Consider the following 15,454-nt stretch of genomic DNA (forward strand, 5'->3'; position numbering starts at 1 on the left):
ACAACAAAACCGGCAAAGTGGATGTACCCTCTCTGCCGGCTTTTTCTCATTTCGTCACCATTTTTAGCGGTGCAGGAATTACTTTTTCAACCTTTGTTCCTTTTAATGCGTCACCAGCTGCCTTGACGGAGAGCTGGCCGATGAGTTCTGGCTGTTGTGCCACGGTTGCTGCCAGCTGGCCAGCCTGCACGGACTTGATCGCATCTTCATTTCCATCGAATCCGATGACGAGAATATCTTTGCCGGAACTTGCGATAGCTTCCATCGCTCCGAGCGCCATTTCGTCGTTGTGGGCAAATACGGCTTGGATATCAGGGTTTCCTTGGAGCAAATTTTCCATTACATTCAACCCTTGTGTCCGGTCAAAGTTGGCCGTCTGTTTTGCGACCACTTTTAGTTTTTTATCGGCTACTAAGTGGAAGCCTTTGCCGCGTTCCCGTGTCGCTGATGCACCGGGTACACCTTCAAGCTCAGCGACTTTTGCTCCTTCTCCAAGCTGATCAACGATCAAGCTGCCAGCCATTTGACCGCCCTTTACATTGTCAGAAGCAACAAGTGTAACGACCTCGCCTTTATCTGCGGAACGGTCCAATGTGATCACAGGAATGCCAATCGCATTCGCTGACTGCACAGCTGTAGAGATCGCCGATGAATCAGTCGGATTAATAAGCAGGACATCGACCCCTTTTTGAATCAGGTCCTCTACGTCGTTAATTTGTTTAGCTGAGTCATTCTGAGCATCAATGATAATGGTTGCCATGCCATGCTTTTTTGCCTCTTTGACTACCCCATCTTTCAGTGAAACGAAGAACGGGTTATTTAATGTCGAGACGGATAAGCCAATCTTAATGTCTTCAAGCTTATCTTTTTTCGCCGGTTTGGCCCATTGAGGCGGTTGGAGTGAGCAGCCCCCCAGTATAACGAGCGACAACGATAACAGGATGATCCATAATTTTTTCACTGTGGTCCCTCCTATGCAGCTTTTTTACGGTCGATTAAAACAGCAATGACGATGACAATCCCTTTAACGACCATTTGGAAAAAGGAAGAGACACCCAATATATTGAGACCGTTATTTAAAGTTCCAATGATTAATGCACCAATGAGCGTGCCAATGATTAGTCCGCGGCCGCCAGAAAGACTTGTCCCGCCAAGAACAACAGCGGCGATGGCATCTAATTCATAAGACGTGCCCGCTGTCGGCTGAGCCGAATTGAGACGCGAGGTTAAGATCGCTCCGGCTAAAGCAGCAAGCAAGCCAGCTAATGAATAAATCATCATTTTCACTCTCTGCACTTTAATGCCTGAAATCCAGGCGGCTTTTTCGTTGCCGCCGATCGCATACGTTTTACGGCCAAAAGGGGTTTTATGAAGAATCACCCAAAGAACAGCGAAAGCAAGCAGCATCGTTACGGCAGGCACTGGAATACCTAGAAAATAACCACGGCCGAACAATTGAAATAAATAGCTGTCGCCGAGACCGGTAATCGGATTTCCATTTGTATAGACGAGCGTTAATCCCCGGTAAATCGTCATCGTTGCTAATGTAGCAATAAATGGGGCCATTTTTCCTTTTGTAATTAACAGGCCATTGACGGCACCCATGACCGCTCCCAGTAAGCATCCAATTAGAATGGCCAAGATCGGATCCATACCCGAAACCATCATTCCAGCCATTAATGCACTAGACAGAGCTAAAATAGAGCCGACTGACAAATCGATGCCGCCTGTTAAAATGACAAACGTCATTCCATAAGCAATTAATGCATTAATCGCTACTTGCCTTAACAAATTTAAAATATTTAAAGGAGCTAAGAAACTAGGATTTAAAATCGAGACGATCAAAATTAAAATAATAAGTCCAAGCAGCGGACCGAGTTTGTGTGTCAGGTCTTTGAATGGTTTTACACCGGTTTTGTCCATCTTATTGCCCTCCTGTTGCAAACGTCATAATTCTCTCCTGCGTCGCTTCTTCTCTCACTAACTCTCCGCTGATTTTCCCTTCGAGGACGACGAGGATCCGATCGCTCATTCCTAGTATTTCCGGCAATTCGGAAGAGACCATAACAATGGCTACTCCCCGGTCGGTCAATTCATTCATCAGTGAATAAATTTCCCGTTTTGCCCCGACATCTACACCTCTCGTCGGTTCATCGAGAATCAGCACTTTCGGTCCCGTTCCGATCCATTTAGCGAGTACTACTTTTTGCTGGTTGCCGCCTGATAAATTTTTGGCACTCGTTTCCGCTGATTCCGTTTTAATAGTCAGCCGTTGAATGAGCATCTCAACAAATTCCTGCTCGTTTTTCTGATCGATCACTCCTTTTGGAGCAAAGCTCTGTACACTTGGGAGGGCAATATTTTCACGAATGGAAAAGTCAAGGACAAGCCCTTCGTCTTTCCTGTCTTCTGTAATAAAACCGATTCCTTTTTTAACAGCTTCGTTCGGTGAGTCAATAATCTCTTTTTTTCCATCGATATACAGTTCGCCGCTGTCGATTCGGTCAAGACCGAAAATCGCCCGTACGATTTCCGTGCGGCCAGCACCCATTAAGCCTGAAATGCCAATGATTTCACCCGACCTCACCGAAAAACTGATGTTCTCAAATGCACCTTTCCTTGTAAAATCTCTTACTTCTAACACAACCTCCCCATGAGAAGAATGACGTACAGGAAAGCGGTCTTCAAGTTCACGTCCAACCATTTTTTTAACAACTTCGTCAAAGTTCGTTTCCTGAATTCTTTTTGTATCGACTGTTTTGCCATCACGCATGACCGTAATACGGTCACATATCGTAAAAATCTCTTCCATCCGGTGGGAAATGTAGACAATGGATACTCCTTGCTTGCGCAGAGCTTCAATCACCTCAAACAGCTTGGAGATTTCCCTTTCCGTTAAAGCAGCTGTCGGCTCATCCATAATGATGACCTCAGCATTCGTCACTAACGCTTTGGCAATCTCAATCATTTGCCGCTGACCGACCGAGCATAGCCCTGCTTCTTGTTTTAGCGGAATGGCGACAGACAACTCTTTAAACTGCTCTTGCGCCAATTTTTCCATTTCCTTCGTTTTTAGTAATCCAAATGCATTTTTTCGCTCGCGGCCAATGAATAGATTTTCCAGCACGGTCATATCTGGCCAAATGTTTAACTCCTGATGAATAAAAGCAATTCCGCCTTCTTCTGCTTCTTTCGGGCTAGAAAAAGAACGCTCCTCGCCATTAATGACAATCGCTCCTTCATCCCGCTGATGAAGACCCGTTAATATATTCATGAGTGTTGATTTCCCCGCCCCGTTCTCCCCCATCAGTGCATGAACTTCGCCAGGGCGCAATTCAAAATCAACACCCGTCAGCACTTTATTCGCTCCAAACGCTTTATGAATGTTTTTCATTTCAATTTTCATCACATTCACCTCTTTCTAGAAGATAGGTCCGTTCCACATGCTGAGCTTTCCAGTTATAACGTCTCCTCTACTTCTTTCCTTGACGGCATGCCTCCTTGCGCACCGAACTTCGTCACTGATAACGAAGCCGCACGGTTAGCAAAGCGAAGACTTCCTTCAATCGTTTTTCCTTCTGCCAAAGCGATGGCAAATGCCGCATTAAACGTATCTCCTGCTCCTGTCGTGTCTACTGCTTCCACCTGATAAGAAGGGATAATCACTTCCTGTTCTCCGTTAAAATAACGAACGCCTTGTGCACCTTCTGTAATAAACACTTTTTCAGGATATTTTTTCAATGCCGCTTCTTGGCTGACTTCCATAAATAACAACGCTGCTTCATGCTCATTAGGCGTAATGAACGTGGCTTTCTCAATGACGTTTTCACTAATCGGGCGGGCGGGTGCCGGGTTTAATAACAGAGGCACGCCAAGTTCCTTGCAAACATCCGCCGTATATTCGACTGTTTCTTCAGGGATCTCCTGCTGAATTAAAACGATATCGGCTTGTTGAATGATCGGCTTCGCACGCTGAACATAAGCCGGAATCACCGCATCATTTGCACCTTTGACAACAACAATGCTATTATCTCCTTCTGCCAGAATAATATGGGCCGTGCCGCTTTCCATCTCGGCAATTGTCTCGACATACTTTGTTATTACTCCATGATCGTGAAAGTTTTTGATCATTGCTTTCCCATAATGATCGCCGCCGACACAGCCAATCATATACACTTCTGCTCCGAGCCTGGCCGCAGCTACGGCTTGATTGGCTCCCTTACCGCCGGGAACCGTCTTAAATGACTCACCAATTACCGTTTCTCCCGCTCCTGGACGTTTAGACGACGTAACGACCAAGTCCATGGATGAACTGCCAATGACTACTACCTTAACCATCCTTCTTCACCTTCTTTATTGGATTTTTTCTGCAAACGCTACATTTATTTAAATGGATCACTCTTTTTTATTTACCGCTGCGCGTATCTTCATCATGTATAGCTTTTCCCATTTAATGCCCAAAAAACCACTTCAACAGCTATCCCTTGATTAAATGATTGATTCATTGCTTCATTTATAACTGTTATACCCATTTTCACATAATCTACTTTAGATCGTCTTAGACTGATTGAAAATGTTTGTCTTCCGAGGCGTGAAACCTGCCGAGAAGCGGAGTGACTATAAGGGTCATGAGCAACGAAGAAAGCGAGCATTTATCAACAGCCCAAGTCCATTTTTTCTTTCACTTCATTCAATTCTATTTAATCAGCACAGAAAAGTTCACCTGCTGCAATCCTGTTGCTCTAGACTCACTCAAATTTCAACTGATATGCTTAATGAAAGAAGACACGTTTCGGAGGCATAGAATGGATACTTATAAAGAGTTAAAACAAGGAGAGAAAGGGGCCTGGCTTAGTATTGCAGCCTACATTTTTCTTGCTTTACTGAAGCTGATTGTCGGATACATCGGCCATTCAAAAGCTTTACAGGCGGACGGGCTCAATAATTCAACTGATGTTGCTGCCTCAATCGCTATACTCATCGGATTAAAAATTGCCCGCAAGCCCCCCGATGAAGATCACCATTATGGACACTTTCGTGCGGAAACGATCGCCTCGCTCGTTGCTGCTTTTATTATGATTACCGTTGGTTTCCAAGTTCTCTATGACGCAGGCTATTCCTTTTTTTCAAAAGAAGAAGACACACCTAACATGCTTACAGCCTGGACGGCGGTATTTAGTGCGGGTGTCATGTACATCGTATATCGGTATAATCATCGCTTAGCCAAAAGAATCAACAGCCAAGCAATGATGGCAGCTGCTCAAGACAACCGTTCTGACGCCTTAGTGAGCATCGGAGCATTCATCGGTATTGTCGGCTCTCAATTCGGACTAAGCTGGCTCGATACGTTAACAGCTTTCATTGTCGGACTTATCATTATCAAAACAGCATGGGAAATTTTCAAGCAGGCAACACATACATTAACAGATGGCTTTGATCAAGACCTTTTGGAAGAAATACATCAAACCATTGCCCGTGTCCCTGATGTGCAGCAAGTATGCAGCGTAAAGGCCCGCATGCATGGAAATTTCACACTTGTCGATGTCACTATAACTGTTGATCCGCATCTGAATGTTGTCGAAAGCCACTTGATTACTGAACATATTGAAGAGATTTTATTGGAAAAATACAACATCCAAGACGCAGTCATTCATATTGAACCTGCCAGCAGTTAATCACCATTAATAAGCAAAGCCCTTTTTTACGCGTTATCACTGTTTTTCAAAAGCTTTGTTACACTCTCTTGTTGATTTCCGCTGCAGGCGGTCCAATCAACAAAGAGCTAACATTAACAATAGTCATTCACATAACCTAAGTACAAAAAAAAGAAGGATCTTTTCTCGATCCTTCTTTCTTTATATTTCATGGCAAAGCTGCATGATCATTTACCTAAAAAACATATTTAAAGCGCCTTTGTCTTACTTTTCCATCATTAGCTTTTCTAATTTAAGCGGCTCGATGTATTCCCCTTGTTTATAGGCTCTCATATTCCCGCCGGAAATTTCGTCAATCAAGATGACTTGTCCGTCTTTCGCGCGTCCAAATTCAAATTTAATATCATATAAATCTATTTCTTTTTTAGCCAGCTCTTCTTTCACTGTAGCAGCAATTTGTTGTGTGATATCTTTTAACTCTTTATACTCATCGTGAGAAAGGATGCCCAGCATATCAAGTGCATCTTCTGAAATCGGCGGGTCCTGCCGCTCATCATCCTTCAATGTTACTTCCACAAATGCATCAAGCGGCTGTCCTTCTTCAGCATACATACCGTAACGGCGCAGGAAACTGCCAACTGCCCGATAGCGGCAAATCACTTCAAGGCCCTTGCCAAAGACAGTTGCTGGTTGAACCGTCATCGTTGCTTCTTCAACATTCGCATCAATGTAATGCGTAGGGATGCCTTTTTCTTTTAAAATCTCAAAAAAGTATTTTGTTAATCTAAGTCCAGCTTGTCCCGCACCTTCCATCGTCAAGCCGACCGTATTAGCTCCAGGATCAAATACACCGTTCTCTCCTGTTACGTCATCTTTAAACTTTAATAAATAGTTCCCGTCCTCAAGCTCGTATACATCTTTTGTCTTACCCGTGTAAACATGTTTCACAAAGGTCAACCCCTTTTTCAGTTTCTAAAACCTCTTTTATTATGCACGATTTTGAAAAAAAAATTAATAGGAGAAAAATATTTTCCTCCCATTTTCTCATTCATCAAATTTTGTGTAGGCATGCAGCAATCCTTGTCCGTGAAATCCGTCTTTCTTATTCAAATCCTCCGCTAACTTTTCGAGAGAAGCAGTGAACTTCTCCTTCGATCCATCGCAAATGACGAGTACGGGCCAATGTTCTGTCTCTGCCCCCTCATTTAAAAAGCGAATCAGGTGCTCCCTATTCGTTTTATAGCCGAACTTTCCGCTCGTATTTCCTTTTTCGTTCATATAGCGGTACTTAATTGCCCTTAACAGCCCAAACAAATCAAAATGATTGGCAAATTCCTGTTCATCAAATGCGAGCTTTGTTTCAATGAACACACTTTTCAAATAAGGATAAGTAAAATACGTTTCCGCCGGTGCAAGCCGCATCTTCCCTTCTGAGACTTGTTCAAACAATGGATCCAGCTCCATATGAGGGGAAGTGTAGGCTAAAAAAGAAAGTTGATGACGATGGGGGTCTTGCACATTGGGCAATGTAAACAGCTTATTCAGTAATTGATAGTTTTTCTTCATAACCGCACTAATGCCAATACTGTAAAAAACGGCGTGAAGCGGGATTCCCTGTGTCGCTAATAGAAGCGGGTCGCCATTGTGATGTCTTGATCCGGTCAGCCGCTCTGCTGTCTGAATTAACAGCTCCCCCTGCTCCGGTGTTTTCATATAATAAGCCATGACAGCAACGAGCATAGCGAGTGTTCTGCTTTTTTCAGCAGCCGTTTGACTGCGAATAGACGCAGATTCAATGGCTGCTTCTTTTGTATAGGGCTGTTCAAACAAAAAGGAAACAACCTCTTTCGTATGTTCCGTCAACATTTCTCTCAATTCAATTTCCCTTTTATCTTGAATATATCGTTTCAGCCGTTTCATTTTCACTTGAATATTCTCTGGACTCACTTTTTTTACTTTGGCAATATTTATTACATTTTCATACAGTTCCGTAAAAAAGTGATCGGCCCCTTTTGGGTCAATCAACTTGCTTGCATCCCGAAAACTGATCAGCTCATCGGCATGTGGTGTTAACTTTTCCGAAAAAGCATGCCAGTACCATGAATAACGACGGCCTTTCACCGATTTAATCAGTTCCCGGAGCGCAATATCCCAATCGGCTGACCATCCCGACACGATTACGCCGTATTCATCAAATACCCGCCGCAGAAGCTGGGCAAATGGCACCGTATAGTTATTCAGCTCATCTGTCACATTTTTAAAGCGGGTATCCCGATAGTCGCCATTTACTTTCAATACTGTACAATCTGCGTGTGCCAGCGGCTTCATGCCTTCAATATCAGACTCATGGTACAGCGTCTGGTACTGCACGCTGTGTTCATCAAGCGAATGTTCCAGCAAACGGTCAAAGTTTGTCGTAACAATCACTTTGATATAGCCGCGCTGAACGAGCTTCGCAATGGCACGATGAGCATCAGTTGGAGTTTTCTGCCTTTGTTCCACTTCTTCAAGCGTCGGTTCAAAAAACTCTTTCAACAATCCATTCCGTTCAGACGATGTTTTTGCCAATAGTTCAATGACTTCATTGTATAAAGGAACTTTTCCATACTTTTTTTCATACCAGTCCATCGGATCCTGTTCGTCTGCACCATTTACGTGCATAATCCTCCGACAAAGCTCACGAACAATCCCGCGGCCGGTCGGTATGCCCGCTGCATAAGAAATACCTGAGCCTAAGAGCAGGGCATATACTCCTTTATTCGCTTCCACCGAGAAAGCTAAAGACAACAATTGCTCATCCATTTCATGCCCCCCTTTTTTAAACCAGCTTACCGAATATATGATACCGCTATTCATTTTTCCCTTGTGTACTTATGTTCAATACATTCATCATCTCAGGGTTCAAAAAATACATATTAGATACTTGTATCCTGCTTATCTAATATACTTATGGAATATGCCCTGCTGTTATACTTGTAAAGGATTTTCACAATGAAATTACATAAAACCTTTATCTTGTACGGATGTTATGGCGTTTTCCACTTGTCTTAGGCGGAGAATTGCTTCTGTTCCCTACTATATTAACAGATTTAATGATCTTCCCAATTCCCAGTATGTAAAAAACAACCATATGCCTTTTGATCTAAAAACCCCAAAATCAATTAAACCTATTTGACTTATATGTTTTATTGATTTATTATACAAATTAATTAAATAGTGAAAATCTTATCAAGAGAGATCGAGGGACTGGCCCTATGACATCTCAGCAACCTGTTCCATACAAGGTGCTACATCCAGCAGATTACACTCTGAAAGATAAGAAGACGGAACGAACCATTAACCCTCTTCTTACTAACGAAGGGGGCATTTGTATTGCTGCTTTAAAGAATAATGAAAAAAATCAATATTTTACAGAAAGGGTGAATAAATTTGACGAGTGTTGGTTTTTGGTTTGTTGGTTTAGCGCTGGCTTATACATTATTGTTAATTGGAATTGGGCGATATACGGTACGGAAAGCGAATAGCGGAAACGGTTATTTTGTGGGGGGCCGCAATTTCAATGCGTTTTTCGTTGCTGTATGTATTACCGGCTTATTTTCTGGTTCTTCTTTTATCGCTATTATTGAACTGTCTTACTTAAGGGGCGTGTCTGCTGTCTGGTATGGTGTAGCGGAAACAGTACAGGTTTTGTTAATTGCCTTTTTATTTATCGGACCGTTCCGAAAAAAATTAGTCGTCACCATTTCCGGGCTGATTGGTGATCGTTTTGGAAACAAGGCGAGGGCACTCGGAGGAGCCATTACCGCTTTTGCTTTCCCAATGTGGTCTGTGGCCACAGCCTTAGCGTTCGCATCTGCTCTACATGTATTTACGGGAGTTTCCCTACTGACTGCCGTCATTATTACTGCTATTCTGCTCTTTGCCTATTTACAGTTTGGCGGAATGTGGGCCATAGGCTATACGCAAATGTTTAATACCATTATGTTTTACGTCATGCTGACAGTCGGGTTTGTGGCCTTTTTCATTAATCCCGGATTGGATGGCTTAAAGCAGTTCGCTGAAGCGAAACCTGAAATGTTCTCTTATTCAAGCGTCGGGATCCAAACGATTGTTGCCTGGTTCGGCACATTTCTCGTTAACATTGTACTGGCACAAGCTGCCTTTCAAATGGCTTTATCTTGTAAAACCGTTGAAGAAGGGAAAAAGGGGCTTTTATGGGGAGCCATTCTCGGCGTTCCGTTAATTATCGGAGCCGTCATTTTTGGCCTTGCCGCTGCTATCGTTGTACCAGATGGAAGTGTCGGTCTGATCGCCATTCCTCATTATTTGCTTGAAGTCTTGCCTGCTCCGCTCGTCGCACTGTTTTTCCTCGGTTTTTGGGCTTGTGCTCTAAGCTGGGGAGCACCGTGCCAATTCTCAGGAGCTACTAGTCTCGGAAAAGATGTAGGAGAAGCCCTGTTCCCAGGACGTGATGAACATACGTACATCCGCTATACGAAATGGGCATTAGCTATTTTAACAGTTGAAATGATTATCCTTGCTACGCTCCGGGCAGAGCAGTCAGCCTGGTGGAATGTACTCGCCTGGGTGACGAGAAACTCAGCCACATTTGCTCCGGCTGTAGCCGCTCTTTTTTGGCCGTTAGCTACGCCACGAGCAGTTATCTCATCTATGGTCGTCGGCACAACAACTGGGCTGCTCTGGTATCATCTAGGCAGCTGGGAAACCACTCAATTCTTCCTGCAAACCCATCCTGTGTGGCCAGGAATGATTGCTAATATGTTCACTTTAGTCATTGTGACACTCATAGAACAAGCAGCTGAATTGAAAGTGTATGCCTCCCGTGCGCAAGCCCGAACAGGCATGTATTTATTCATCACCGCCGCGGTAACAGCCGGCTTAACAGCTTTGAACTTTTCTTCGCTCTACGCAAAAGGGCTAGTCGGTCTTGCCTTATTTATCGTGACACTCTCTCTGTTTTTCTGCACGATGCTGTTTTTGAAAAAAGGCAAATTAAGCACACGGGAGCTGCCGTTAAAAGCTTCTTCTCATTAATGCTATCTAAAAAAACAGCCGTCCCTGTTTAGCCGAAAAGCTAAACAGGGACGGCTGTGTTAATGGAACCGTATCTTAAAGAGCTTCAACACGAATAAGTGCTGGGCGTTTTGAACTCGTTCCCTTTACATAGGTTAACGTCACCGACTTGTTTTGCCACTTCTGATAGTGTTGAGATGTACCATAGGAAACTTCCATGGCGATGGCTTTTCCTTGTATTATGACTTCAATCGAAGTAGAATCAACAGCCCCAATTACTTTACCACTATGCTGTACAATAAGTTCCGCTGGGACTTTCAATTCGTTACCGATAAGTACAATCGGCTGCTTCATTTGATTGATCTTCATCAACTGTTCAACACTTGTATTAAAGCGTTCAGCCAACGAATAAATCGTGTCGCCTGCTGCTACTTTATACGTAGCAGCGGCTATTTTTGCCGGCGCCTGCTTATTACCCATTTGTCTATCGCTTGAATCTCGATTAATCACTAACTTTTGGCCAATCGATAAAAAAGTAGATGTCAATTCATTATCTTTTAATAACTTTTCAATGGAAACATTATATTTTTTTGATATATTCCATAAACTGTCGCCAGTTTTGACGATATAAATGATAGAGGAAGCCGTTTTTGGCTCATTGTTTATTTTTTGGCCGGGTATTTCGCCTGGCTCTTTTTTATTTTCTGCTGGTTTCTCTGTATATATAAGTAGCTTTTGTCCAATGGTTAAGCGATCCGATTTTAGATGATTATCCTTCATAATCTTTTCAAACGGCACACCATATTTTTTCCCAGTATTCCAAAGTGTATCGCCTGACTTCACAATATAAGTAACGACAGAGGAGCCTTTTGCTGGCGGATTGTCCGTTTTTTTATCAGGAGCTGGCTTAGCAGATGTGCCTGCTTGTTTTGTAATAATGAGCTTCTGCCCGATTTTGAGCGCATCGGATTTTAGCTGATTATCTTTCTTGATCTTATCTACTGTTACACCAAACTTTTTAGACAAACTCCAAAGATTGTCACCTGATTGAACAATGTGAATACCCGATGGCGCATTGATCACGAGCTTTACTTCCTGCTCCATTTTTACCGCCGTTCTTCTCTCTTTTTTTCCTTCTTCATACAAATCGCTTGAACCTAGAACCTTTTTAACCTGTCCCTGCTTAATATTTACATGAGTAGATGCTTCAACTGCCTGTTCAGTCTTAACTGCAGGTTGATTCACTATCTGTTTATCCTTAAGCTCTCTAGTTTGTCCTGAGACCTTTTCTGTCTCCGCTATATTGGAATTAGTATAAGCATTCTCCGCTTCTTGTAACTGTGAGCTGGAGGATGATTCCACCCTACTTTCTTCAACTTCTTCCGTTTTCCCAGTCAAGTGCAGCAGCTGTCCATTATTATCCCTATACGGAACGATAATCTGCTGTCCAACCTTCAATGAGCTTGTCGTTAAGCCATTTTTTCCTTGAAGCTGCTCAACTGATACCTGATACTTCTTCGCCAATGAATACAGTGTGTCTCCCGCTTTCACCGTATATGATTCTGCACAGTCACACGCCCCTGCCTCTTTCGGCTGTACAAAAACAGATGCTGCTGTCAGTGACATGGCCAAAGTGGCACCAATCAGCTTGGAGTTTCGCTGGTGTTCTTTTATTTTTTTTGATCTGACAATTCGCTCCTGCCGTGTTTCCCCTATAACTTTCATCATGACTACCCCTTCTTTTCCCCTACAAATGATTTCCCCTTATGAGCGAAAAACCCTGAATAAGATTTACTATTAGAGAAAATATTTCCTACAAAGAGAGATATTACAACGAAACAGAAAATTCGACAAATAGACACATAAAAAAAAAGAGCCGATAAAAATAAATCAAATGTCACAGAAACGCAAAAAAGGTAAGCCTGTTTAACTAGAGAACCTTTTCAAGCATTCTGCTAAAAGACTTACCACTTGTCATATATAAGGAAGAAGGAAGGCAGGAATATTCGATACGGCCAAATGCTCCTTCTTTTCCTATGAGAAAAAATAACCAATTTTCATGAATATTCATTCCCGGCATTTCTATATAATTATAACTATGAATGCACGTCATCCACCCTCTCTTTAGCTGCATGAATTTATTCTTATCACTTACTAGATATTGCTTGTTTATATTGTTTTTTTCGCTGATATGTAGATAGTACGACGCCCCCCACAATAAACAGCGCCCCTAGCAATTCCACACCTGTAATCGGTTTGTATAGCAATATCAATCCCATAACCATCGCTACAAAAGGCTCCAAGTTAGATAAAATAGAAGCCTTAGAAGCATCGACGTGTCGAATGTTATGATTCCAAATCAGCGTGACGATGCCGTGTACCACCACAGCAGTGCTGATCAGAAGAGCCCAATCAGACATTTCAAAGCTTATTCGTAAAGGTGTATCCAGTAAAAAAGCAAACGGGATTGATACAATAAAGCCTGTTATATTCGAATATAAAGTAATGGTCATCGGATCTATCCTTTGGGAAAGTACTCTTGTGATAATGATCATAATGGCAAATGTGATCATCGTTATGACGATCCATATAAGACCTTTATCCATGTGTACAGATGATAAACTCCCTTTCGTTACAACGAAGTAAATACCTATAATCGCCACAAAAGACCCTGTCAGCATACGAAGGGTTAATTTTTCTTTTAGAAAAACAGCTGCTAAAAAGCTTGTTAAAATAGGGGTTGTTGCTAATATTAATGCCGAGGTAGTTGGATCAGCTGTTTGTAATCCTACAAAAAAAGACCACTGATTGATGAATACGCCAATAATCCCCAAGGAAACAATGGTGAGTAAATCTGCTTTATTTACTCTTTTAACATGTTTTTTGTAAGAGGATAATCCAACTAAAAATAGCACAATAAATAAAAGCCTCAACGTCGTTAACAGGGTTGGGGAAAAAGCTTGAACTAAAAGCTTTCCAAAGACAAAGTTGCTTCCCCATACTACTACACAAAAAGTTAGCCACGTATAAGCTCTTAACATATATATCACCTTCTCTATATCAAAAAAGCTAACTGTCCTATTTTAAACTTAGCCGTATGCTCTGTATACATTTTTGTTTAGTTATGAAGGCAGGCTTATTTACACGACATTTTCCAAATGTTATAAATACAAACACAAACAGGATGGATAAAAGAATGCCCCCTGCCAGCTCCGGCAATAGGGAGCAGAGCCATACTAATGTTTGGAATAGCTTGTGTTAAAATTAATTCAGTACATATATAAAGGAGATGAATGTAGATGAAAAAAGAAATCATTAACAGATTTACATCCTATGTAAAAGTGGACACGCAATCAGATGAAAACAGTTCCACAACTCCTTCTACTCCCGGGCAATGGACACTATTGCGCATGCTGGAGGCAGAGCTAAATGAAATTGGAATGAAGGAAGTAACGGTAGATGAAAATGGCTACCTCATGGCTACTTTACCGGCTAATACAGACAAGAACGTGCCGGTGATTGGCTTTTTAGCACACGTGGACACTGCAACGGACTTTACAGGGGCTAATGTAAATCCACAAGTAGTGGAAAGTTACGACGGCAAAGACATCGTACTGAGCGAAGCACAATCCATTATTTTATCACCAGCAGATTTCCCCGAGCTTCCTCAATACCACGGACACACACTCATTACAACGGACGGCACAACATTACTTGGGGCAGACAACAAAGCCGGGATCGCTGAGATTATGACCGCAATGTCCTACTTAATTAAACACCCGGAAATCAAACATGGAAAGATCCGTGTGGCCTTCACACCCGATGAAGAAATAGGAAGAGGCCCTCATAAATTTGATGTTGATGCATTTAACGCTGCATTTGCTTACACAATAGATGGCGGACCGCTCGGAGAACTTCAATATGAAAGCTTTAATGCAGCCGGCGCTAAAGTCACTGTTTACGGCAAAAATGTACATCCCGGTTCAGCCAAAGGAAAAATGGTCCACTCAGCGAAGATTGCTATGGAATTACACGGAACGCTGCCGGCCGATGAAGCACCTGAATACACGGAAGGCTATGAAGGCTTCTATCATCTTATTGCGATCAGCGGCGACGTAGAAAAAACAGAGATGCAATACATTATCCGCGACCATGACAAAGACCAGTTCCAAACACGAAAACAAACATTTAGCAGCATCGTGAAAGATTTACAGGATAAATATGGTCAAAATCGAATTTCCCTGGAAATGAACGATCAATACTACAATATGAGAGAGAAAATTGAACCAGTGAAAGAAGTCGTTGAGATCGCTTACGAGGCTATGAAAAACTTAGGCATCGAACCGATCGTTGAACCAATCCGCGGCGGCACAGACGGCTCTCAGCTTTCCTATATGGGTCTACCGACACCTAACATTTTTACAGGCGGAGAAAATTTCCACGGCCGCTTTGAATATATTTCTGTCGATAACATGGAGAAAGCAGTAAATGTCATTGTGGAAATCGTTAAGTTATTTGAAGAAAAAGCTTGATGGATCGAAGGCTATACTTAGCTTTGCATGAAAATCAGTCAGCTGAAATCAGTTCCTATACAGCAAAGATGATTTTAGACACCTTTTGACTAATTAAAGAGGGTTACAAAGCTTGAGGAGGAGCGGGTGAACTAGAGAATTTATGAGTAATGAAGCAATCAGGCGCTTTTCAACGATCTTTGGGGCCGTCCTACAGTAAGAAAAATCCACTTGTAGAACCGCCCCTTTTCCTTG

General features: G+C 42.4%; 11 protein-coding genes and 1 riboswitch. Of the genes, 3 read left to right on the top strand and 8 right to left on the bottom strand.

Annotation, left to right across the window (positions count from 1 at the left end; all coding sequences use genetic code 11):
- Positions 1 to 46: 46 nt before the first annotated feature.
- From rbsB to rbsK, 4 genes are read right to left on the bottom strand one after another with little or no spacing between them, the layout of a single operon-like run.
- On the bottom strand, positions 47 to 961 hold the full coding sequence (gene rbsB / locus QYG89_RS08425; RefSeq protein WP_404316544.1) for a ribose ABC transporter substrate-binding protein RbsB: 915 nt from the start codon (positions 959 to 961) through the stop codon (positions 47 to 49).
- Between the two features lie 11 nt (positions 962 to 972).
- Positions 973 to 1,923 carry a ribose ABC transporter permease RbsC gene (gene rbsC / locus QYG89_RS08430; protein WP_404316545.1) on the bottom strand — a complete coding sequence of 317 codons (951 nt, stop codon included), beginning with the start codon at positions 1,921 to 1,923 and terminating at the stop codon, positions 973 to 975.
- 1 nt (position 1,924) lies between these two features.
- Positions 1,925 to 3,406, bottom strand: a complete 1,482-nt coding sequence (locus QYG89_RS08435; protein ID WP_404316546.1) for a sugar ABC transporter ATP-binding protein — start codon at positions 3,404 to 3,406, stop codon at positions 1,925 to 1,927.
- Between the two features lie 53 nt (positions 3,407 to 3,459).
- A complete protein-coding gene (rbsK, locus tag QYG89_RS08440; protein WP_404316547.1) occupies positions 3,460 to 4,338 on the bottom strand; it encodes a ribokinase in 879 nt (292 codons plus the stop codon).
- Between the two features lie 467 nt (positions 4,339 to 4,805).
- Here rbsK and QYG89_RS08445 point away from each other — a divergent pair, with 467 nt between their 5' ends.
- On the top strand, positions 4,806 to 5,675 hold the full coding sequence (locus tag QYG89_RS08445) for a cation diffusion facilitator family transporter (protein ID WP_404316548.1): 870 nt from the start codon (positions 4,806 to 4,808) through the stop codon (positions 5,673 to 5,675).
- Between the two features lie 243 nt (positions 5,676 to 5,918).
- Here the strand turns inward: QYG89_RS08445 and QYG89_RS08450 are convergent, their stop codons facing one another.
- Entirely contained in the window at positions 5,919 to 6,602 is a 684-nt protein-coding gene (locus QYG89_RS08450) for a phosphoribosylaminoimidazolesuccinocarboxamide synthase (RefSeq protein WP_404316549.1), read from the bottom strand.
- Between the two features lie 96 nt (positions 6,603 to 6,698).
- Positions 6,699 to 8,456, bottom strand: coding sequence for an SIR2 family protein (locus QYG89_RS08455; protein WP_404316550.1), 1,758 nt, complete (start codon positions 8,454 to 8,456; stop codon positions 6,699 to 6,701).
- A 420-nt stretch (positions 8,457 to 8,876) separates the two neighbouring features.
- Positions 8,877 to 8,976, top strand: a riboswitch (SAM riboswitch).
- A 107-nt stretch (positions 8,977 to 9,083) separates the two neighbouring features.
- On the opposite strand from QYG89_RS08455, the gene QYG89_RS08460 reads away from it, so the two are divergent.
- Positions 9,084 to 10,709 carry a sodium:solute symporter family protein gene (locus QYG89_RS08460; protein WP_404316551.1) on the top strand — a complete coding sequence of 542 codons (1,626 nt, stop codon included), beginning with the start codon at positions 9,084 to 9,086 and terminating at the stop codon, positions 10,707 to 10,709.
- 75 nt (positions 10,710 to 10,784) lie between these two features.
- Here the strand turns inward: QYG89_RS08460 and QYG89_RS08465 are convergent, their stop codons facing one another.
- Positions 10,785 to 12,416, bottom strand: coding sequence for a LysM peptidoglycan-binding domain-containing protein (locus tag QYG89_RS08465; RefSeq protein ID WP_404316552.1), 1,632 nt, complete (start codon positions 12,414 to 12,416; stop codon positions 10,785 to 10,787).
- A 419-nt stretch (positions 12,417 to 12,835) separates the two neighbouring features.
- Complete coding sequence (locus QYG89_RS08470) at positions 12,836 to 13,729, bottom strand: DMT family transporter (protein WP_404316553.1); 894 nt, start codon at positions 13,727 to 13,729, stop codon at positions 12,836 to 12,838.
- Between the two features lie 258 nt (positions 13,730 to 13,987).
- Between QYG89_RS08470 and pepT the strand changes: the two genes are divergently transcribed.
- On the top strand, positions 13,988 to 15,220 hold the full coding sequence (gene pepT / locus QYG89_RS08475; RefSeq protein WP_404316554.1) for a peptidase T: 1,233 nt from the start codon (positions 13,988 to 13,990) through the stop codon (positions 15,218 to 15,220).
- Positions 15,221 to 15,454 lie beyond the last annotated feature (234 nt).

The organism is Bacillus lumedeiriae (assembly GCF_044891285.1).
Taxonomy (GTDB): Bacteria; Bacillota; Bacilli; order Bacillales; family Domibacillaceae; genus Pseudobacillus; species Pseudobacillus lumedeiriae.

Coding starts and splice junctions, on each gene's coding strand:
- pepT (WP_404316554.1), top strand. CDS start 13,988: ATGAAAAAAGAAATCATTAACAGATTTACATCCTATGTAAAAGTGGAC.
- QYG89_RS08470 (WP_404316553.1), bottom strand. CDS start 13,729: ATGTTAAGAGCTTATACGTGGCTAACTTTTTGTGTAGTAGTATGGGGA.
- QYG89_RS08465 (WP_404316552.1), bottom strand. CDS start 12,416: ATGATGAAAGTTATAGGGGAAACACGGCAGGAGCGAATTGTCAGATCA.
- rbsK (WP_404316547.1), bottom strand. CDS start 4,338: ATGGTTAAGGTAGTAGTCATTGGCAGTTCATCCATGGACTTGGTCGTT.
- QYG89_RS08445 (WP_404316548.1), top strand. CDS start 4,806: ATGGATACTTATAAAGAGTTAAAACAAGGAGAGAAAGGGGCCTGGCTT.
- rbsC (WP_404316545.1), bottom strand. CDS start 1,923: ATGGACAAAACCGGTGTAAAACCATTCAAAGACCTGACACACAAACTC.
- QYG89_RS08455 (WP_404316550.1), bottom strand. CDS start 8,456: ATGGATGAGCAATTGTTGTCTTTAGCTTTCTCGGTGGAAGCGAATAAA.
- QYG89_RS08435 (WP_404316546.1), bottom strand. CDS start 3,406: ATGAAAATTGAAATGAAAAACATTCATAAAGCGTTTGGAGCGAATAAA.